The sequence below is a fragment of the Enterobacter hormaechei ATCC 49162 genome (assembly GCF_001875655.1).
GTDB classification, from domain to species: Bacteria; Pseudomonadota; Gammaproteobacteria; order Enterobacterales; family Enterobacteriaceae; genus Enterobacter; species Enterobacter hormaechei.
Window position 1 is genome coordinate 41,722 of sequence record NZ_MKEQ01000001.1, and the last position, 20,528, is coordinate 62,249.

16 protein-coding genes are annotated in these 20,528 nt (G+C 54.9%); 12 read left to right on the forward strand and 4 right to left on the reverse strand.

The genetic code is table 11. The features are described 5' to 3' along the window. The first annotated feature begins 2 nt into the window (after positions 1-2). The 4 genes from BH712_RS00315 (at position 3) to ruvB (ending at position 3,013) form a co-directional block, all read left to right on the forward strand. Positions 3-743, forward strand: a complete 741-nt coding sequence (locus BH712_RS00315) for a YebC/PmpR family DNA-binding transcriptional regulator (protein WP_003859747.1) — start codon at positions 3-5, stop codon at positions 741-743. Between the two features lie 34 nt (positions 744-777). Further along, positions 778-1,299 (forward strand): crossover junction endodeoxyribonuclease RuvC, encoded by a 522-nt coding sequence (gene ruvC, locus BH712_RS00320; RefSeq protein WP_003859749.1) that lies wholly within the window; start codon positions 778-780, stop codon positions 1,297-1,299. Between the two features lie 80 nt (positions 1,300-1,379). Continuing rightward, on the forward strand, positions 1,380-1,994 hold the full coding sequence (ruvA, locus tag BH712_RS00325) for a Holliday junction branch migration protein RuvA (protein WP_003859751.1): 615 nt from the start codon (positions 1,380-1,382) through the stop codon (positions 1,992-1,994). 8 nt (positions 1,995-2,002) lie between these two features. Further along, positions 2,003-3,013 (forward strand): Holliday junction branch migration DNA helicase RuvB, encoded by a 1,011-nt coding sequence (gene ruvB, locus BH712_RS00330; RefSeq protein WP_006811035.1) that lies wholly within the window; start codon positions 2,003-2,005, stop codon positions 3,011-3,013. A gap of 494 nt (positions 3,014-3,507) precedes the next feature. Here ruvB and znuB read toward each other — a convergent pair whose 3' ends face one another. After that, the gene (gene znuB / locus BH712_RS00335) at positions 3,508-4,293 is read right to left on the reverse strand and encodes a zinc ABC transporter permease subunit ZnuB (protein ID WP_006811034.1); all 786 of its coding nucleotides are present in this window, start codon (positions 4,291-4,293) and stop codon (positions 3,508-3,510) included. Continuing rightward, entirely contained in the window at positions 4,290-5,045 is a 756-nt protein-coding gene (gene znuC / locus BH712_RS00340; RefSeq protein ID WP_006811033.1) for a zinc ABC transporter ATP-binding protein ZnuC, read from the reverse strand. Before znuC ends, znuB begins: the two co-directional genes overlap by 4 nt. Positions 5,046-5,122: 77 nt before the next feature. Between znuC and znuA the strand changes: the two genes are divergently transcribed. The 3 genes from znuA to lpxM all read left to right on the forward strand — a co-directional run bounded on the left by znuA (position 5,123) and on the right by lpxM (position 8,491). After that, positions 5,123-6,067: a zinc ABC transporter substrate-binding protein ZnuA gene (znuA, locus tag BH712_RS00345; protein WP_032674116.1), complete on the forward strand. Its 945-nt coding sequence runs from the start codon at positions 5,123-5,125 to the stop codon at positions 6,065-6,067. Between the two features lie 15 nt (positions 6,068-6,082). Next, on the forward strand, positions 6,083-7,402 hold the full coding sequence (gene mepM, locus BH712_RS00350; RefSeq protein WP_006811031.1) for a murein DD-endopeptidase MepM: 1,320 nt from the start codon (positions 6,083-6,085) through the stop codon (positions 7,400-7,402). 117 nt (positions 7,403-7,519) lie between these two features. Next, a complete protein-coding gene (lpxM, locus tag BH712_RS00360) occupies positions 7,520-8,491 on the forward strand; it encodes a lauroyl-Kdo(2)-lipid IV(A) myristoyltransferase (protein ID WP_039274024.1) in 972 nt (323 codons plus the stop codon). 43 nt (positions 8,492-8,534) lie between these two features. Here the strand turns inward: lpxM and pyk are convergent, their stop codons facing one another. Beyond that, positions 8,535-9,977: a pyruvate kinase gene (gene pyk / locus BH712_RS00365; RefSeq protein WP_006811029.1), complete on the reverse strand. Its 1,443-nt coding sequence runs from the start codon at positions 9,975-9,977 to the stop codon at positions 8,535-8,537. Positions 9,978-10,091: 114 nt separating this feature from the next. After that, complete coding sequence (locus tag BH712_RS00370; protein WP_003859769.1) at positions 10,092-10,961, reverse strand: MurR/RpiR family transcriptional regulator; 870 nt, start codon at positions 10,959-10,961, stop codon at positions 10,092-10,094. A 356-nt stretch (positions 10,962-11,317) separates the two neighbouring features. On the opposite strand from BH712_RS00370, the gene zwf reads away from it, so the two are divergent. From zwf to BH712_RS00395, 5 genes are all read left to right on the forward strand, one after another. Then, positions 11,318-12,793 carry a glucose-6-phosphate dehydrogenase gene (gene zwf / locus BH712_RS00375; protein ID WP_006811027.1) on the forward strand — a complete coding sequence of 492 codons (1,476 nt, stop codon included), beginning with the start codon at positions 11,318-11,320 and terminating at the stop codon, positions 12,791-12,793. Positions 12,794-13,027: 234 nt separating this feature from the next. Beyond that, positions 13,028-14,839, forward strand: coding sequence for a phosphogluconate dehydratase (edd, locus tag BH712_RS00380; protein WP_006811026.1), 1,812 nt, complete (start codon positions 13,028-13,030; stop codon positions 14,837-14,839). A gap of 39 nt (positions 14,840-14,878) precedes the next feature. After that, on the forward strand, positions 14,879-15,520 hold the full coding sequence (gene kdgA, locus BH712_RS00385) for a bifunctional 4-hydroxy-2-oxoglutarate aldolase/2-dehydro-3-deoxy-phosphogluconate aldolase (protein ID WP_006811025.1): 642 nt from the start codon (positions 14,879-14,881) through the stop codon (positions 15,518-15,520). A 379-nt stretch (positions 15,521-15,899) separates the two neighbouring features. Then, positions 15,900-18,413, forward strand: a complete 2,514-nt coding sequence (locus BH712_RS00390; RefSeq protein WP_006811024.1) for a DUF2345 domain-containing protein — start codon at positions 15,900-15,902, stop codon at positions 18,411-18,413. After that, on the forward strand, positions 18,410-20,524 hold the full coding sequence (locus BH712_RS00395; RefSeq protein WP_006811023.1) for a T6SS effector phospholipase Tle3 domain-containing protein: 2,115 nt from the start codon (positions 18,410-18,412) through the stop codon (positions 20,522-20,524). Before BH712_RS00390 ends, BH712_RS00395 begins: the two co-directional genes overlap by 4 nt. Positions 20,525-20,528 lie beyond the last annotated feature (4 nt).

The following is a 20,528-nucleotide window of genomic DNA, read 5'->3' on the forward strand; positions in this document are numbered from 1 at the left end:
TTATGGCAGGTCATAGTAAGTGGGCCAACACCAAACACCGCAAAGCGGCACAGGATGCCAAGCGCGGTAAAATCTTTACCAAAATCATTCGTGAGCTGGTGACAGCGGCGCGTCTGGGCGGCGGCGATCCGGCCTCTAACCCACGTCTGCGCGCAGCGGTGGATAAAGCCCTGTCCAACAACATGACGCGTGACACCCTGAACCGTGCAATCGCACGTGGCGTGGGCGGCGATGAAGACGCGAACATGGAAACCATCATTTATGAAGGTTACGGCCCTGGCGGTACGGCGGTAATGGTTGAGTGTCTGTCCGACAACCGTAACCGTACCGTTGCCGAAGTGCGCCACGCGTTCACCAAAACCGGTGGCAACCTGGGCACTGACGGTTCCGTTGCTTACCTGTTCAGCAAAAAAGGCGTCATCTCCTTCGAGAAAGGTGATGAGGACGCGATCATGGAAGCGGCGCTGGAAGCCGGTGCGGAAGACGTGGTGACCTACGACGACGGCGCTATTGATGTCTACACCGCATGGGAAGAGATGGGTGCCGTGCGCGATGCGCTGGAAGCGGCTGGCCTGAAGGCGGATAACGCTGAAGTCTCCATGATCCCGTCCACCAAAGCGGACATGGATGCGGAAACCGCACCGAAACTGCTGCGTCTGATCGACATGCTCGAAGATTGCGACGACGTGCAGGAAGTGTACCACAACGGTGAAATCTCTGATGAGGTTGCAGCGACTCTCTGATGAGGGCCTGTGAACCGTTAACGGGAGACGCGTGATGTCGATTATCCTCGGGATTGACCCCGGCTCGCGCGTCACCGGCTATGGCGTTATCCGTCAGGTGGGACGCCAGCTAACCTACCTCGGCAGCGGGTGTATTCGTACCAAAGTGGACGATCTGCCCTCGCGCCTGAAGCTCATTTATGCGGGCGTGTCGGAGATCATCACCCAGTTTCAGCCGGACTATTTCGCCATTGAGCAGGTCTTTATGGCGAAGAACGCGGACTCAGCGTTGAAGCTCGGTCAGGCGCGCGGCGTGGCGATTGTTGCCGCCGTGAACCAGGATCTGCCGGTGTTTGAGTATGCGGCCCGTCAGGTTAAGCAGACGGTGGTGGGCATTGGTAGCGCGGAGAAAAGCCAGGTGCAGCACATGGTGCGTACCCTGCTGAAGCTTCCCGCGAACCCGCAGGCGGACGCCGCCGATGCGCTGGCGATTGCGATTACCCACTGTCACGTCAGCCAGAACGCGATGCAAATGAGCGAGTCGCGGCTTAATCTGGCGCGAGGCAGGTTACGATAATGACAAATCAGGCTGGATGTTTATCCAGCCTTTTTTTATTATGTCGGCAGATAATTTCTTCCAGAACGCAGGAGCGTCACGTGATAGGCAGACTCAGAGGCATCATCATTGAAAAACAACCCCCGTTAGTGCTGCTGGAAGTGGGTGGCGTGGGCTATGAAGTCCATATGCCGATGACCTGCTTCTACGAACTGCCGGAGGCGGGCAAAGAGGCGGTTGTCTTTACCCAGTTTGTGGTGCGTGAAGACGCTCAGTTGCTGTACGGATTCAATAACAAACAGGAACGCACGCTGTTCCGCGAGCTGATCAAAACCAACGGCGTCGGGCCAAAGCTGGCGCTGGCGATTTTGTCCGGCATGTCCGCTCCGCAGTTTGTGAATGCCGTTGAGCGCGAAGATCCGGCTGCGTTAATTAAACTCCCGGGCATCGGGAAGAAAACGGCGGAGCGTTTGATTGTCGAGATGAAGGACCGCTTTAAAGGTCTGCATGGCGATCTGTTCACTCCGGCGGCCGACCTGGTGCTGACTTCCCCGGGCGCGCCTGCATCGGATGATGATGCCGAGCAGGAAGCGGTTGCCGCGCTGGTGGCGCTGGGCTATAAACCTCAGGAGGCCAGCCGGATGGTGAGCAAGATTGCTAAACCGGATGCCAGCAGTGAAACCCTGATTCGTGAAGCGCTGCGCGCTGCATTGTGAGGTAAAGGATGATTGAAGCAGACCGCCTGGTATCGGCAGGCACCATTCAGCCAGATGACGTGGTGGATCGCGCGATCCGTCCAAAACTGCTGGATGAGTACATCGGCCAGCCGCAGGTTCGTTCTCAGATGGAGATTTTCATCCAGGCGGCAAAGCTGCGCGGCGATGCGCTCGATCACCTGCTGATTTTTGGTCCGCCGGGGTTAGGTAAAACCACCCTGGCGAATATCGTCGCCAACGAAATGGGCGTTAACCTGCGCACCACCTCTGGCCCGGTGCTGGAGAAGGCCGGGGATCTGGCGGCGATGTTGACTAACCTTGAGCCGCACGACGTGCTGTTTATCGATGAAATCCACCGCCTGTCGCCGGTGGTGGAAGAGGTGCTCTATCCGGCGATGGAAGATTACCAGCTGGATATCATGATCGGCGAAGGCCCGGCGGCGCGCTCCATCAAAATCGATCTGCCGCCGTTTACCCTGATTGGCGCCACGACGCGCGCCGGATCGTTAACCTCCCCGCTGCGCGATCGTTTTGGTATCGTGCAGCGTCTGGAGTTTTATCAGGTGCCGGATCTTCAGCATATCGTGGGTCGCAGCGCGCGCTACATGGGGCTGGATATGAGCGAAGAGGGGGCGTTTGAAGTGGCGAAGCGCTCCCGTGGTACGCCACGTATTGCCAACCGTCTGCTGCGCCGGGTGCGTGACTTTGCCGAGGTGAAGCACGATGGCACCATTTCGGCTGACATTGCCGCCCAGGCGCTGGATATGCTGAACGTGGATGCCGAAGGCTTTGACTATATGGACCGTAAGCTGCTGCTGGCGGTGCTGGATAAGTTCTTTGGCGGGCCGGTAGGGCTGGATAACCTGGCGGCGGCGATTGGTGAAGAGCGTGAGACTATTGAGGACGTGCTGGAGCCGTATCTGATCCAGCAGGGCTTCTTACAGCGTACCCCGCGTGGTCGTATGGCGACGGTGCGGGCGTGGAATCATTTCGGCATTACGCCGCCCGCGATGCCGTAATGCATTGTTCCCTCTCCCCGTGGGCTGAGGGATCCCCAGTAATTTTTAAGCTGAAGCAATAAAGCGACTTTCAGAATGAACGATGGCTTGCAGCGACGTCCTGGTCCGGCTGTAAATAGCCGAAGCGTTTCCGTAAGGCCGGGGCGAGGCGCAGGGATGCGCCGAGAGGGCGTGGCCTGCATGGATGCAGGCTCATGCCCGACCCGATAGCCTGAAGGAATAAGCTGAGGGCACCGCGAAGCGGCGATTTACCGCCGGGAGCCCGGGTCGCCAGGGCGGTGGCGATTGAGCCGCCCTGGCACGTTCACCGGTCATATGCTTACAGAGTAGCAAGGAACATAACGTGAAAGGAATGACCACTACCGCCGTATGTGCCCCTCACCCTAACCCTCTCCCCAAAGGGGCGAGGGGATGGTTCACTGCTCGCATTAATTTGTGGGGATCCCTCAGCCCCGTGGGAGAGGGCTGGGGTGAGGGCATCAGCGCCCTCAATGTTAATTCGCGGTCTTTTTCATCATACTGAAAATAAACAACACCGCCGCGCACAAGACCACCGACGGCCCCGCTGGCGTGTCATAAAACGCCGAGAAGGTTAACCCGCCCGTCACCGCAATCATTCCGATAATCACCGCGATACCGGCCATTTGTTCCGGCGTACGGGCAAAACGACGCGCCGTAGCGGCAGGGATAATCAACAGCGACGTGATGATCAGCGCGCCAACAAACTTCATCGCCACGCCGATGGTTAACGCCGTCACCAGCATCAACAGCAGCTTCACGCGCTGAAGCTTCACGCCGTCGACAAAGGCCAGATCCGGGCTGACGGTCATTGCCAGCAAGTTTCGCCATTGCCACAGCAGGATCCCGAGCACCACCGCCACGCCAATGGCAATGGAAATCAGATCTTCGGGCGTGACGGCCAGCAGATCGCCGAACAGATAGGCCATCAGGTCCACGCGGATATTTGACATCAGGCTAACAACGACCAGACCCAGCGACAGAGCGCTGTGCGCCATAATGCCGAGCAGGGTATCAATCGCGAGGTGAGGGCGTTTTTCCAGCCAGACCAGACCGGCGGCCAGCAGCAGCGTGACGACAATCACCGCATAAAACGGGTTCACGTCCAGCAACAAACCAAATGCGACACCCAACAATGAAGCATGGGCCAGCGTATCGCCGAAATAGGACATTCTGCGCCACACGACAAACGAGCCGAGTGGACCCGCGGCGCAGGCAAGCATAATCCCGGCCAGCCAGCCGGGCAGTAACAGTTCAATCATGAGTGTCCGTTTCCCCGACGCAGGACAATTCGTCCCTGTAAATCATGGCGGTGATTGTGATTATGGCGATAGATACCCAGCTGTTCGGCGCCGCGATGGCCAAACATGGAGATAAATTCCGGGTGCATTGACACCACTTCCGGCGTGCCGGAACAGCAAATGTGATGGTTCAGGCACAGCACTTCGTCGGTTTTCGCCATCACCAGATGCAGGTCATGGGATACCATCAGCACCGCGCAGTTAAGCTCCCGACGGAGCTGGTCGATCAGATCGTACAGCGCAACCTGGCCGTTGACGTCGACACCCTGCGTCGGCTCGTCCAGCACCAGAAGCTGAGGGCTGCTGAGCAGGGCGCGGGCAAGCAATACGCGCTGGGTTTCACCGCCCGACAGTTTTTGCAAAGGCGCATCAACAAGATGACCCGCCTGAACGCGTTTCAGCGCCGGGAGGATATCCGCTTTACGCGTACCGGGGCGCAAGCGCAGGAAGCGGCTCACCGTCAGGGGCAGGGTGGCATCGAGGTGTAATTTTTGCGGCACATAGCCGATACGCAATTTGTCTTCGCGGACGATAACGCCTGCGTCAGGGGCGACCAGGCCTAATACGACGCGCACCAGCGTCGATTTGCCTGCACCGTTAGGGCCGAGCAACGTGAGTATTTTGCCGGGCTTCAGATTCAGCGACACGTCAGAAAGGACGCGGCGTTGACCGAATGAGACCGAAACATTTTCAAGAGAAACTAAAGTCGTCATGTCAATTTAAGCTTGCAGAAGTCATCGAATGTTATAATATCACATTCCACGCACTCATTACGATGATTAGTCGCATTATGTTACAGAAAAATACGCTTCTTTTCGCAGCTTTATCCGCTGCACTTTGGGGTACAACCGCACAAGATGTTAACGCCGCCGTTGTCGCTTCGCTTAAACCACTTGGATTTATCGCCTCTGCCATCGCGGATGGGGTAACAGAGACCCAGGTTCTGCTGCCTGACGGGGCTTCCGAGCATGATTATTCCCTGCGACCGTCTGATGTAAAACGCTTACAGAACGCGGACTTAGTCGTCTGGATTGGTCCTGAGATGGAAGCATTCATGCAAAAGTCAGCCAGACAGCTTCCCGAAGAGAAACAGGTGACCATTGCCGGGCTGTCCGGCGTGAAACCGTTGCTCATGAAAGGGGCTGAGGACGAGGGTGACGAACACGACCACGAACATGCTCACGATGAAAAAGGTGACGACCATCACCATCACGGCGAGTACAACATGCATCTCTGGCTCTCCCCAGAGATAGCGCGGCTTACAGCGGTTGCAATCCACGACAAATTAGTGGAACTTATGCCGCAAAGTCGAATCAAACTCGACGCCAACCTGAAGGATTTTGAGGCTCAATTAGCCGCAACCGACAAACAGGTGGGTAACGAGCTCGCACCGCTTAAAGGAAAAGGGTACTTCGTTTTTCATGATGCCTACGGCTATTACGAAAAACATTACGGTCTGACCCCGCTGGGGCATTTTACCGTCAACCCTGAAATTCAGCCTGGTGCGCAGCGTTTACATGAAATCAGAACACAGTTGGTTGAGCAAAAAGCGACATGCGTTTTTGCTGAGCCACAGTTCAGGCCAGCGGTCGTAGAAGCCGTGGCCAGGGGAACATCCGTGCGCATGGGAACCCTTGACCCGCTAGGTACGAATATCCAGTTGAGCAAAGCGAGCTATTCGCAGTTCCTCAGCCAACTGGCGAATCAGTATGCGAGCTGCCTGAAAGGAGATTAACGAGGAAGTGAATACGTGCAACAGATAGCCCGCTCTGTCGCCCTGGCATTTAACAATCTGCCTCGACCCCACCGCGTTATGCTGGGGTCGCTTACAGTTCTCACATTAGCGGTCGCCGTCTGGCGGCCCTATGTTTACCACCCGAGTTCTGCCCCTATCATCAAAACTATCGAACTGGAAAAGAGCGAGATCCGCTCTCTGCTGCCTGAGGCCAGCGAGCCTATCGATCAGGCCGCTCAGGAAGATGAAGCTATTCCCCAGGATGAACTGGATGACAAGATCCAGAATGAAGCTGGCATTCATGAATATGTCGTTTCCACTGGCGATACGCTGAGCAGCGTCCTGAACCAGTACGGTATCGACATGGGCAACATCAGCCAGCTTGCCGCATCCGACAAAGAGCTGCGTAACCTGAAAATTGGTCAGCAACTTTCCTGGACCTTAACCCCTGACGGCGATCTGCAACGTCTGACCTGGGAGATGTCCCGTCGCGAAACCCGCACCTACGATCGCACTGCAAACGGTTTCAAAATGACCAGTGAAATGCAGCAGGGCGACTGGGTTAACAGCGTCATGAAGGGGACCGTAGGCGGCAGCTTTGTTTCCAGCGCACGCGATGCTGGCCTGACCAGCGCTGAAATCAGTTCGGTGATCAAAGCCATGCAGTGGCAGATGGATTTCCGCAAACTGAAAAAAGGCGATCAATTCTCTGTCCTGATGTCCCGCGAAATGCTGGACGGCAAACGCGAACAGAGCCAGCTGGTGGGCGTTCGTCTGCGTTCCGACGGCAAAGACTACTACGCCATTCGCGCGGAAGACGGTAAGTTCTATGACCGCAGCGGTACGGGTCTGGCAAAAGGCTTCCTGCGCTTCCCAACGGCTAAACAGTTCCGTGTCTCCTCCAACTTCAACCCGCGTCGTCTGAACCCGGTAACGGGTCGCGTAGCGCCGCACCGTGGCGTTGACTTCGCCATGCCGCAGGGTACGCCAGTGCTGGCGGTAGGGGATGGTGAAGTGGTCATGGCGAAACGCAGCGGTGCTGCGGGCTATTACGTTGCTATTCGTCACGGTCGTACCTACACCACCCGCTACATGCACCTGCGTAAACTGCTGGTCAAACCAGGCCAGAAAGTGAAACGCGGTGACCGCATCGCGTTGTCCGGTAATACTGGCCGTTCAACAGGCCCGCACCTGCACTATGAAGTGTGGATCAACCAGCAGGCGGTTAACCCGCTGACGGCGAAACTGCCGCGCACGGAAGGGCTGACCGGGAAAGATCGCAAAGATTACCTGGCGCAGGTGAAAGAGGTGATGCCGCAACTGCGCTTCGACTAAGCTCACCTGATTTAAAAAGCCGGCGTCAGTGTGCGCCGGCTTTTTCTTTTGTACGCGGACGGCTGCCTCGCTACACTATCTGAATATATTTTTGCGTCACCAGACCCTGGAAACCGCATGGAAACCAAAAAAAACAATATTGAGTACATTCCCGAGTTTGAAAAATCCTTTCGTCACCCGCGTAACTGGGGCGCCTGGCTTGGCGTATACGCGTTTGCTGGCATGGCGTTGCTACCTGCCTCCCTCCGCGATCCGGTGCTCGGTACCGTGGGGCGTATTGCAGGCCGCGTAGGTAAAAGCGCACGACGCCGTGCGCAAATAAATCTGTTGTACTGTTTCCCGGATAAAAGCGACGCCGAACGCGAAGCGATTATTGATGACATGTACACCACCGCGCCGCAGGCCATGGCGATGATGGCGGAACTGGCGCTGAAGGGGCCGGAGAAGATCGTCGAACGCGTTGACTGGAAAGGGCTGGAGATCATCGACGAGATGCGTCGTAATGATGAAAAGGTGATTTTCCTGGTGCCGCACGGGTGGGGGGTCGATATTCCGGCAATGTTAATGGCCTCGCAGGGCCAGAAAATGGCGGCGATGTTCCATAATCAGGGAAACAAAATCTACGATTTCGTCTGGAATACCGTGCGCCGTCGCTTTGGTGGACGTTTGCACGCCCGAAACGATGGCATCAAGCCTTTCATTCAGTCGGTACGTCAGGGGTACTGGGGCTACTATCTGCCCGATCAGGATCACGGCCCTGAACACAGCGAGTTTGTCGATTTCTTCGCGACCTATAAAGCGACATTACCCGCGATTGGTCGCCTGATGAAAGTCTGCCGCGCCCGCGTGATCCCGCTGTTCCCGGTTTATGACGGTAAAACGCATCGCCTGAGCATTGAGGTCCGTCCGCCGATGGACGATCTGCTGACCGCAGACGATCACACCATTGCGCGCCGTATGAATGAAGAGGTGGAAGTGCTGGTGGGGCCACATAAGGAGCAGTATACGTGGATCCTGAAGCTGCTCAAAACACGTAAACCGGGCGAAACGGAGCCGTACAAGCGTAAAGAGCTTTTCCCGAAGAAATAGAAAACCTTCATCCCTCTCCCCTGAGGGGAGAGGGGATCGGATCTTACTCTACGGTCAATACGCGGGTGGTGTTGGTTGAGCCGATGGTGCTCATCACGTCACCCTGCGTCACGATAACGATATCACCGGACACCAGATAACCTTTGTCGCGCAGCAGGTTCACGGCATCGTGCGCAGCGGCCACGCCGTCATTGGTGCTGTCGAAGTATACTGGCGTCACGCCGCGATACAGCGCCGTCAGGTTCAGCGTACGCTCGTGACGGGACATGGCGAAGATCGGCAGACCGGAGCTGATGCGGGACGTCATAAGCGCGGTACGGCCAGACTCGGTCATGGTGATGATTGCCGTGACCCCTTTCAGGTGGTTGGCTGCGTACATCGCAGACATCGCAATCGCTTCTTCCACATTGTCGAACTGAATATCCAGGCGGTGCTTGGAGACGTTAATGCTTGGGATCTTCTCCGCCCCCAGGCAGACGCGCGCCATGGCGGCCACGGTTTCCGCCGGATACTGACCCGCTGCGGTTTCTGCTGACAGCATCACCGCGTCAGTACCATCCAGCACGGCGTTTGCCACGTCCATGACTTCCGCACGGGTTGGCATTGGGTTGGTGATCATGGATTCCATCATCTGGGTAGCGGTGATCACCGCCCGGTTCAACTGACGGGCACGACGGATCAGCGCTTTCTGGATACCGACCAGTTCAGGGTCGCCAATTTCCACGCCCAGGTCCCCACGGGCAACCATCACCACGTCAGACGCCAGGATCACGTCGTCCATCGCGTCCTGATCGCAGACCGCTTCAGCGCGTTCAACTTTCGCAACGATTTTCGCATCGCAGCCTGCATCGCGCGCCAGGCGGCGAGCATAGTTCAGATCTTCGCCGCAGCGCGGGAAGGAGACGGCCAGATAATCCACGCCGATCTGCGCTGCGGTCACAATATCCGCTTTGTCTTTTTCGGTCAGCGCTTCAGCAGACAGGCCACCGCCGAGTTTGTTGATACCTTTATTGTTGGAGAGCGGGCCGCCGACGGTCACTTCGGTGAACACCTTCATACCCTGAACTTCCAGCACTTTCAGCTGTACGCGTCCATCGTCCAGCAGCAGGATGTCGCCAGGCACAACGTCAGCAGGCAGACCTTTATAGTCGATACCCACTTTCTCTTTATCGCCTTCACCTTTGCTCAGGTTGGCATCCAGCAGGAATTTGTCGCCGATGTTGAGGAAGACTTTGCCTTCTTTAAAGGTCGATACGCGGATTTTTGGACCTTGCAGGTCACCGAGGATAGCAACGTGGCGGCCCAGTTTAGCTGCGATTTCACGCACTTTATCGGCACGTAATTTATGGTCTTCTGGCGTACCGTGAGAGAAGTTCATACGCACCACGTTGGCACCCGCGGCGATAATCTTTTCGAGGTTATTATCGCGGTCGGTGGCCGGGCCTAAGGTGGTGACGATTTTGGTTCTGCGAAGCCTTCTGGACATGTAATACTCCGTTGACTGAAACAACTTTGGTGTTGCGTGAACATAGAATCGGCCTTCATCTATCGCAAGGCAGTAGCGAGAGGACCGAATGCCGTAAAACGTACATCGTAGTTATTAGGGAACATCGCTCTTTATAAGCAATTCTTTATCAAAACGCGATTCTTTCAGGGCTTCCTTGACCCGCTTCAAGTTATCCCGGAATTTTGCGCCCCGGCGTAAGGTAAAACCGGTCGCCAGCACGTCGATGACCGTCAGCTGCGCCAGGCGCGAGACCATCGGCATGTACATGTCGGTGTCCTCCGGTACGTCCAGGGTAATGGCCAGCGTCGCTTCCCGGGCCAGCGGCGTGCCTGCCGTCGTCAGGGCGATGACCATCGCATCGTTATCACGCGCGAGCTGCGCCAGCTCCACCTGGCTCTTGGTACGGCCCGTATGGGAGATGAGTACCACGACATCATCTTCGCTACAATTCATACAGCTCATGCGTTGCAGCACAATGTCATCGGAGTAGATCACCGGCACGTTGAAGCGAAAAAACTTATTCATGGCGTCATGCGCCACGGCAGCGGATGAGCCAAGGCCAAAGAAGGCAATCCGTTTGGCCTGCGTGAGCAGATCGACCGCGCGATTCACTGAACTCATGTCCAGAGACTGGCGAACATGGTCCAGCGTAGCCATTGCCGATTCAAATATTTTCGCGGTGTAAGCATCAACGCTGTCGTCTTCATCGACATTGCGATTAACATACGGGGTGCCGTTTGCCAGACTTTGTGCCAGATGCAGTTTAAAATCAGGAAAGCCGCGCGTGTCCAGACTACGACAAAATCGATTGACCGTCGGTTCGCTGACGCCCGATTCCTGTGCCAGAGCGGCGATGCTTGAATGAATCGCCTGCGCGGGCGCGGCGAGAATAACTTCAGCCACTTTGCGCTCGGATTTGCTAAGGTGTTCCAGTTGAAACTGGATTTTTTCCAGCATGTTCATTGTTAACAAGACGCTCATGAGGGCATAAACGATTTCATAAAGAGATGAAACCTTGATTCGATTTAGCCGATATTACTCCCGGGGCTCCCGAAAGGGTAATCGTCGACAAGAAATGTTGTTGTTTTTTTTCATTACTTGATCGACGTCGGGTTTTGCTCTGACGCAGTTGCGCAAAGAATCGACGTTTGTTGCGTCATCAGACGGGCGTAATGGCCCGGGCAACGAAAAATCACCGTATCGCACGTGACGTTAAGCGCTAATGGTTTCAGGAAACACGTAAAAGCAGTACAGTGCATTGTAATAAAATTACAACGATACCTGGCAGAGTACCAGGCGATCTAACTGAGGAGAATGACATGGCGGTAACGCAAACAGCCCAGGCATGTGACCTGGTCATTTTCGGCGCGAAAGGCGATCTTGCACGCCGAAAATTGCTGCCTTCCCTGTATCAGCTGGAGAAAGCGGGCCAGATCCATCCCGATACCCGAATTCTTGGGGTAGGGCGCGCCGACTGGGATAAGGAGGCTTATACCAACGTCGTGCGCGAGGCGCTCGAAACGTTCATGAAAGAGAAAATCGATGAGAGCCTTTGGGATAAGCTGAGCGGGCGTCTCGATTTCTGCAACCTCGACGTCAACGATGTAGGCGCCTTTACCCGTCTGGGTGAAATGCTCGACCAGGAAAATCGCGTCACCATCAACTATTTCGCGATGCCGCCAAGCACCTTCGGCGCCATCTGCAAAGGTCTGGGCGAAGCGAAGCTGAACGCCAAACCGGCGCGCGTGGTGATGGAGAAACCGCTGGGTACGTCGCTGGCAACCTCGCGTGAAATCAACGACCAGGTGGGCGAGTTCTTTGAGGAGTGCCAGGTTTACCGTATTGACCACTATCTGGGCAAAGAGACGGTCCTGAACCTGCTGGCGCTGCGTTTTGCCAACTCCCTGTTTGTGAACAACTGGGACAACCGTACTATCGACCACGTGGAAATTACCGTGGCGGAAGAGGTGGGCATCGAAGGCCGTTGGGGTTACTTCGACCAGGCTGGCCAGATGCGTGACATGATCCAGAACCACCTACTGCAAATTCTGTGCATGATTGCCATGTCGCCACCGTCGGATCTGACCGCCGACAGCATTCGTGATGCCAAAGTGAAAGTGCTGAAATCACTGCGCCGTATCGACCGCTCCAACGTGCGTGAGAAAACCGTGCGCGGCCAGTACACCGCTGGTTTTGCCCAGGGGAAAAAAGTCCCTGGCTATCTGGAAGAAGAGGGCGCGAACAAATCCAGTAACACAGAGACGTTTGTGGCGATCCGCGTGGATATCGACGACTGGCGCTGGGCCGGTGTGCCGTTCTACCTGCGTACCGGTAAACGTCTGCCAGCAAAATGCTCCGAAGTGGTGGTCTACTTCAAAAACCCGGAACTGAACCTGTTTAAAGAATCCTGGCAGGAACTGCCGCAGAACAAGCTGACCATCCGTCTGCAACCGGACGAGGGTGTGGATATTCAGATCCTGAACAAAGTGCCAGGTCTTGATCACAAGCACAACCTGCAAACCACCAAGCTGGACCTGAGCTATTCAGAAACCTTCAACCAGACGCATCTGGCCGATGCTTACGAGCGTCTGCTGCTGGAAACCATGCGCGGTATCCAGGCGCTGTTCGTCCGCCGCGATGAAGTGGAAGAGGCATGGAAGTGGGTCGACTCCATCACCGAAGCGTGGGCTGCTGACCAGGATGCGCCAAAACCGTATCAGGCGGGAACATGGGGACCGGTCGCCTCCGTTGCGATGATCACCCGCGATGGCCGCTCCTGGAATGAGTTTGAGTAAATCTCTTCTCTAGCCCAAAGGTGTTATTTTACCGGTAACATGATCTAACACAGCAAGTGGCATAATTTTTAATCTTTTAAGCTCCGCGTGGATTCACCCGCGGAGCTTTTTTTATTACACTCCCCTTAGATATTTTGCCCCTGTGCTCCGGATACCAGGCGTTTCAGCGTTGTTACCAATCGTCAGAAACTGTGTAATCTCCCGAGCCTGGACAGATAAATTAGAGGAGCTTTTATGAATCCGACATTGTTACGCGTAACACAGCGCATCGCTGAACGCTCGAAAGAGACCCGTGCTGCTTACCTTGCCCGCATCGAACAGGCGAAGAGTGAAACTGTCCACCGCTCACAGCTGGCCTGCGGGAATCTGGCCCACGGCTTTGCGGCCTGCCAGCCTGGTGATAAAGACGCGCTGAAAAGCATGCTGCGTAACAATATCGCCATCATTACCTCCTATAACGACATGCTCTCTGCCCATCAGCCTTATGAGGTCTACCCGTCTATCATCCGCAATGCGTTGCACAGCGTAAACGCGGTAGGTCAGGTCGCAGGCGGCGTGCCTGCCATGTGTGACGGCGTAACCCAGGGCCAGGACGGTATGGAACTGTCGCTGTTGAGCCGCGAAGTGATCGCCATGTCGGCGGCGGTTGGCCTGTCGCACAATATGTTTGATGGCGCACTCTATCTGGGCGTGTGCGACAAAATCGTCCCGGGGCTGGTGATGGCCGCGCTGTCGTTTGGTCATCTGCCGGCGATTTTTGTGCCGTCAGGCCCAATGGCAAGCGGGTTGCCAAACAAAGAAAAAGTGCGTATCCGCCAGCTTTACGCTGAAGGGAAAGCGGATCGTCAGGCGCTGCTGGAAGCGGAGGCCGCGTCCTACCATGCGCCGGGCACCTGTACATTCTACGGTACGGCCAACACCAACCAGATGGTGGTAGAGTTTATGGGGATGCAGCTGCCTGGCTCATCGTTCATCCAGCCTGATGCGCCACTGCGTAAAGCGCTGACCGAAGCCGCGGCCCGGCAGGTGACGCGCCTGACCGGTAACGGCAACGAGTGGATGCCTATGGGCAAAATGGTGGATGAAAAAGTCATCGTCAACGGCATTGTCGCCCTGCTGGCGACCGGCGGTTCAACCAACCACACCATGCACCTGGTCGCGATGGCGCGCGCGGCGGGCATTCTGATCAACTGGGATGACTTCTCTGATATCTCCTCTGTGGTGCCGCTGATGGCGCGTCTGTACCCGAACGGTCCGGCGGACATCAACCACTTCCAGGCCGCGGGCGGCGTGCCGGTGCTGATGCGCGAGCTGCTGAAAGGCGGCCTGCTGCATGAGGATGTCAACACGGTGGCGGGCTTTGGCCTGCATCGCTATACCCTTGAGCCATGGCTGAACAACGGTGAGCTGGACTGGCGCGAAGGGGCGAGCGATTCGCTCGATCCGCAGGTCATCGCTACCTTCGAACAGCCGTTCTCTCCTCACGGCGGCACTAAAGTGCTGAGCGGTAACCTTGGGCGTGCAGTCATGAAAACCTCTGCCGTGCCGGAAGAGAATCAGGTTATCGAAGCCCCGGCGGTGGTGTTTGAAAGCCAGCACGACGTTTTACCTGCCTTTGACGCGGGCCTGCTTGATAAAGACTGCGTAGTCGTGGTGCGTCATCAGGGACCAAAAGCGAACGGAATGCCAGAATTACATAAACTTATGCCGCCGCTTGGTGTATTATTGGACCGCCGTTTCAAAATTGCGCTGGTGACCGATGGACGCCTCTCGGGTGCATCCGGTAAAGTGCCTTCAGCGATTCATGTCACACCGGAAGCCTACGACGGCGGCCTGCTGGCGAAAGTCCGTGACGGTGACATGATCCGCGTTAACGGTCAGACAGGCGAGTTAACCCTGCTGGTGGATGAAGCTGAGCTGGCGGCGCGTCAGCCCCATATTCCTGACCTGAGCGCATCGCGCGTGGGTACCGGACGCGAAATGTTTGGTGCGTTGCGTGAAAAACTCTCCGGTGCGGAGCAGGGCGCAACCTGTATTACGTTTTAAGACGACTTGATTTTAACGATCTGGCGAGAGAAAACTCTGATGAAAAACTGGAAAACAAGTGCAGAAGCAATCCTGACCACTGGCCCTGTCGTGCCGGTGATTGTGGTAAACAAACTGGAGCACGCTGTCCCAATGGCGAAGGCGCTGGTGGCGGGTGGCGTTCGTGTTCTGGAAGTGACCCTGCGTACTGCCTGTGCGATGGACGCGATCCGCGCTATCGCCAAAGAAGTGCCGGACGCGATCATCGGTGCAGGTACGGTTCTGAATGCGCAGCAGCTGGCAGAAGTGACCGAAGCGGGCGCGCAGTTTGCCATCAGCCCGGGGCTGACTGAGCCCCTGCTGAAAGCCGCAACCGAAGGTTCGATTCCGCTGATCCCAGGTATCAGCACCGTTTCTGAACTGATGCTGGGCATGGACTACGGCCTGAAAGAGTTCAAATTCTTCCCGGCTGAAGCGAACGGCGGCACTAAAGCGTTGCAGGCGATTGCGGGTCCATTCTCCCAGGTGCGTTTCTGCCCAACGGGCGGCATCTCTCCGGCCAACTACCGTGACTACCTGGCGCTGAAAAGCGTACTGTGCATCGGCGGCTCCTGGCTGGTTCCTGCGGATGCGCTGGAAGCGGGCGACTGGGATCGCATCACTAAACTGGCTCGCGAAGCGGTAGAAGGCGCGAAACAGTAAGCGATTCACAGTGAGAAAAACGGGCCATTTGGTCTGATGCTGGTCACTCTATGTGACCAGCAACTCTACGTTATTTTTCTTCCCCCGATACGGTGTTCCTGCCAAAGCTACCATACAATTTATTTGCTCCGCAAAAATTCTTTTCCCGGTTCGCAAGGCTCTTATTACTCATCATAATTGAATTATCTACGCCCTCTATATATTGAATTAATCAGTTATAAATTTATTTGTGGTGAAGTTATTTAATGCATTTTTTATTTATTTCATGAATGATATTGTTTTAGCGAATTAATTTAAGGTGAACTTGGGTGTTTTAATGGCTGGGCGATGGGTGTATTGTTTTTAATAAACATTTTGTTTGTTAAAGGAATATCTTACGATGAGAGGGAAATCCGAGGCGGCTCAGCGGCAGGATACATTAAATCGGTATTTATTGTATTTTCCACGTAGCAAAAATGTTATTTCTGATGTTCATTCTTTTACAGGAAAAGAGATATTAAACGAGCCTTATCGCTATACCATTCGTTTTACCAGTCCGGATCAAAACATCGCCGTTGATACCGTACTCAATCAGAGGGTTGAGTTTATTCTGCGTGCACCCAATCTGGAAGCCTCATGGCATGGGCACACCTCCTGGCTGCCGGTGCGCCAGATTAATGGCACGATCACCCAATTTTCCCGCCTGATGTCTTCTGGTGACGAAGCACTGTATGAATGCGTGCTCGAGCATGAGCTGGCGCTGCTGGATCAAAACTATCGTTCAGCGGTGTACATGAATATGGCTGTCCCGGAACTCGTTACAAAGCTGATGAAGGACAGTGGTCACTTTGAAGGCTACAACATCGATTTTGACCAACTGAGCCACAGCTACCCGCGCCGGGAAATGATTGTTCAGTGGAAAGAAACCGATTTGCGGTTCATCCGTCGGCTACTGGCAGAGATAGGGATCTGGTTCCGTTTTGAGAATCACAACAAAGTGAAAACGGAAACCGTCGTTATTTTTGGGGATTCTGCTCGTCGTTATAACTTCAGTGACAAACAAATGCCTTATGTCCGGCATTCAGGTATGACCAGTTATAACGAATACATTACCGATCTTGAGGAACAGCACGGCCTGATCCCAAAAAAGGTGTTGGTTCGCACCTACAACTACCGTGACCCGCAATCTCCGCAGACGGAAAGAGCAATTCAGACGAGCAATATTCCCGTCGGTATAACGTCAGGCCATCACTACCACTATGCCGATCACTATCTTACTGGCGGGGATTTTCACGGCGAAGAGGCGGAAACCGCCGCATTTTACGCCCGGCTCCGTTATGAACGCCTGTTGACCGGACAGCGTGTTCTTGGTGCGACAACCAGCGATCCCGAGCTTCAGCCAGGCATTATGTTTTATCCCGCAGGGCCTGTACCTGACGGGTTTAAGTCCGGGTTTGTGATAACTGCGATGACTATCCGCGGCAGCCGTGCTGAACACTATCGCGCCGTACTTTCGGGGATCCCCTGTCTCCACGGCTATAGCTTCCGTCCTGAATACTTATCCCGGCCTGTGATAGCCGGAACGGTGCCCGCCAGAGTGATGGCTATCGGGAGAGATAAAACCTATGCCGGACTTGATGCGGTTGGGCGCTACCGGGTTAAGTTCGATTTTGACCTGGATGAAAAACGGGTCGGATTCGAAAGCGCCCTGGTACGCCTCGGTAGATTGTACGCCGGTGACACTTTTGGTATTCACTTTCCGCTGTTGGAGGGGACTGAAGTTGCCGTTGGTTTTGAAGGCGGCGACCCGGACAGACCCTTTATCGCGCATGTCATGCACGACGGCAGCCACCCGGATTTAGTCACAAACCGTAACGATACCCGAAACGTGATCCGCACAGCCGCGTTGAACAAGATCCGTCTCGAAGACCGTCGCGGGCAGGAGCACATCAAAATCTCTACGGAGTACGGCAAAGGTCAAGTGAGTGTGGGCCACCTGGTTGATGCTGAAGGCAAAAAGCGCGGGGAAGGCGTGGAGGCTCGCACCGACGACTGGATGGCGCTGCGTGCTGCCAAAGGCGTGATGATCACCACGGAGGCCCAGCCCCGCGCGGGGGGTAAGCAACTGGATATGACAGCGGCTATTGCACAACTTGAAAAGGCTTTGTCGCTGGCGATGACCCTGCAACAAAGTGCGCTTACGGCAGGCGCGAGTAATGTCGAAACCGATCGGCAAAATGCGCTCAACCAGACGCTGAGTCATCTCGCGGAGCCCGGTATTGTGGCATATGGCAAAAGTGGAATTGCGCACGTTACGCCGGACAGCCTGCAATTGTCAGCCGGGAAAGACCTGATTGCCACAGCGGGCGGGAATGCCAGCGTGAATATGGTGAAAAAATTCTCGCTGGCCGTAGGGGAAAAACTGTCGCTGTTTGCCCGCAAACTCGGCATCCAGATGATTGCGGGTGCCGGGGATATTACGACGCAGGCGCAGCGGGGCGAAATGCACATGCTGTCGCAGCAGGATTTCACGCTGACGAGCACCGACGGGAAAATGAACGGCAGTGCCAGAAAGGGAATGCAGTTTGTCTGCGGGGGCGGCGGGATCCGTATCAGCCCGACCGGACTGGTCACCATTTTCTCGCCGACGGGCATTGAACTCAAAGCGCCGAGCCTGAAATACGACGGTGCGGAAAGTGTCTCGGTACCGACGCCATCCTTTGAGAAAGGCGCCTTTAAACTTCGCTACAAACTGCACGCTGGTGATGATCCGGAGCAAATTCTGGCAAACAAAAAATTCAGGCTGACCAGTACATCCGGTCAGGTGGTGGAAGGCGTAACGGACAGCGCCGGTCATTCGCCGCTGCTCGATGCTGACGACCTCGACAGCTATAAAATGGAGATAATGGAATGACGGAGGCGAAGACAAAACCCTACGCCCCTCGGGTGGTATCCGAAGGTGATATTCCGGTACACAAAACCCTGGGCGAAGTCGCCCAGACGCGTAACGTGGCGGTGCCGCGCCCGATGCCTGGCATTGTGATCCTCGTCCATGGCGTGAACGATGTGGGTGAAGCCTACCAGAATCAGGAGAAGGGAATACTGGTCGGGTTAGGTAAGCGACTTAACAGGCAGGATTTTTACGCCCACGAATGGAAAGACTACAGAATTATCACTCCCGGGCGTTCCCCTATTATCCCGTTTTACTGGGGGTATAAACCGGTTACGCATGATGACTACCGGGCGGACCAGAAGCGCTACCGGGAAGAGGTCGGGAAGCTGAGTGACAAAGCACATCTGCCCTATGATGCGTACCAGGAAGATAACGAGACGAATAAAAAGGCGCTGGGTAATGACGGGAAAGGGCCGTTCCAGTACCAAAACGATAACTTTAAGAACGCACTTGATACGAATTTTGCCAAGGGTGGCGGGACGTTTGCCAACGCGACGACGACGATCCCGGATATGCTGGGCCCCGGCGCCGGTGGCTTCGGCGTTGCCGCTGCGGGATTTGCCTCGCTGCACTTCAATGATGGCGATTTTACCCATCCCATTTATGAAAACCCGCACCGAATTTATCAGTTTTTTGCCGCTCAACGGCTGGCGGATTTGATTATTCAGATTCGTCAGCCGTTAGTGACTCAAAACGATGTTATCAATATCGTCGCTCACAGTCAGGGCACGATTATTACTATGCTGGCAAATATGCTGGTGAAACAGGCCGGATACGATCCGGCAAACTGTGTCATTCTTAATCACTCACCGTATTCTCTTGAGTCGCGTGTGGCTGAAAATATTCAGCCGGGTTATCAACAGACCGACGACGCCAGACAGCAGACATTTAAAAATTTCTGTCGCCTGATGCATACGCAATGGAAAGGTGGCGGGAAAATGGCAGAGCGCGAATTACTGGCTCTGGAGGCCTCCTGTACCCTGCGCAAACCTTCCGATAATCCGCTGCGAACGGATGACAGATATTGCCGAAGCAACGACGGCAAAGTGTATAACTACTTTTGCCCGAACGATGGCGTCGTGTCGCTGGAGAATGTGCAGGGGTTTGGCTGGCGGGGCATTCCTCAGAATATCGCCAGTGATATACCTAATCTGTTTCAGCGCGTGTTTTACCAGCATGGTGAAGTAGGAAACATCCCTGACGCTAAACCCTTTGAGCTACCACCGCGAAATGAGGGGGATGCAAAATATGCCTTTTTAACGAACGCCAGTTACAGCGCTCGCGATGTGGTAATAAACGGTGAGGAGTTACCGGAACCTTTTATTTTCAAACTCCAGGGGGAGGATAATCATCCGGATAACGATCCTAAAACCAGTGATAAACCATATACCTATTATGTCGATCCGGACAGCCCGGACGCCTACATTTCCTATTCCGCCAAAGCCAGCGCCATTAAGCGCACAGTAACGACAACCTTTGCTGTGAACCGCTATCAAAATATTGGCTGGCAGCCTGGTCACGTTTTGTCTGCTTCAGAGCTTAAAGAAGAGAGTTTTGAACGCAAGCATGAGGTTATTTATGGTGAGGTGTCAGGTTCGCGTGATTTTCAGTTAGTTACCCTTACCTGGAAGAAAACACCGGAAGAACTGCAAGCGGAATGGCAGAAAATCGACCCGGTAGGCTACAGCCAGCACTCCTCTATTGTGATGAGCGAATTTGTACCGTCGCACGCAATGGCTTTTGATCTGGCTATTGGCCAGTGCAAATCATTCGATTATCAGGCGGGAAAATTTTGGGAAGGGTTGTTACATCGTGCGGACTGGCGCGATCCGCAGAACGGTAATCAATTTGCGAAAGATTATTACAAAACGGGGCGCCTTAATGAGCAATTTACAAAAAACTACATGAACAAACCTGACGAGGTTTTACCGACAGGAGAATTTGGCGTAAAGAACCAGTTTAACATTTCTACGACGGTTAAACCGTCTCGCGATCTGGCTATTGGAAATCAGGAAATAGCAAACCTGCAATGGGCTATGCCGAAACCCAAGAGTGAGAGTCAACTGGCTTAAGGAT

Excerpts from the sequence above, each read along its gene's own strand:
- BH712_RS00315 (WP_003859747.1), top strand. The coding sequence starts at position 3 with ATGGCAGGTCATAGTAAGTGGGCCAACACCAAACACCGCAAAGCGGCA.
- ruvC (WP_003859749.1), top strand. The coding sequence starts at position 778 with ATGTCGATTATCCTCGGGATTGACCCCGGCTCGCGCGTCACCGGCTAT.
- ruvB (WP_006811035.1), top strand. The coding sequence starts at position 2,003 with ATGATTGAAGCAGACCGCCTGGTATCGGCAGGCACCATTCAGCCAGAT.
- znuB (WP_006811034.1), bottom strand. The coding sequence starts at position 4,293 with ATGATTGAACTGTTACTGCCCGGCTGGCTGGCCGGGATTATGCTTGCC.
- znuC (WP_006811033.1), bottom strand. The coding sequence starts at position 5,045 with ATGACGACTTTAGTTTCTCTTGAAAATGTTTCGGTCTCATTCGGTCAA.
- znuA (WP_032674116.1), top strand. The coding sequence starts at position 5,123 with ATGTTACAGAAAAATACGCTTCTTTTCGCAGCTTTATCCGCTGCACTT.
- lpxM (WP_039274024.1), top strand. The coding sequence starts at position 7,520 with ATGGAAACCAAAAAAAACAATATTGAGTACATTCCCGAGTTTGAAAAA.
- pyk (WP_006811029.1), bottom strand. The coding sequence starts at position 9,977 with ATGTCCAGAAGGCTTCGCAGAACCAAAATCGTCACCACCTTAGGCCCG.
- BH712_RS00370 (WP_003859769.1), bottom strand. The coding sequence starts at position 10,961 with ATGAACATGCTGGAAAAAATCCAGTTTCAACTGGAACACCTTAGCAAA.
- zwf (WP_006811027.1), top strand. The coding sequence starts at position 11,318 with ATGGCGGTAACGCAAACAGCCCAGGCATGTGACCTGGTCATTTTCGGC.
- edd (WP_006811026.1), top strand. The coding sequence starts at position 13,028 with ATGAATCCGACATTGTTACGCGTAACACAGCGCATCGCTGAACGCTCG.
- kdgA (WP_006811025.1), top strand. The coding sequence starts at position 14,879 with ATGAAAAACTGGAAAACAAGTGCAGAAGCAATCCTGACCACTGGCCCT.
- BH712_RS00390 (WP_006811024.1), top strand. The coding sequence starts at position 15,900 with ATGAGAGGGAAATCCGAGGCGGCTCAGCGGCAGGATACATTAAATCGG.
- BH712_RS00395 (WP_006811023.1), top strand. The coding sequence starts at position 18,410 with ATGACGGAGGCGAAGACAAAACCCTACGCCCCTCGGGTGGTATCCGAA.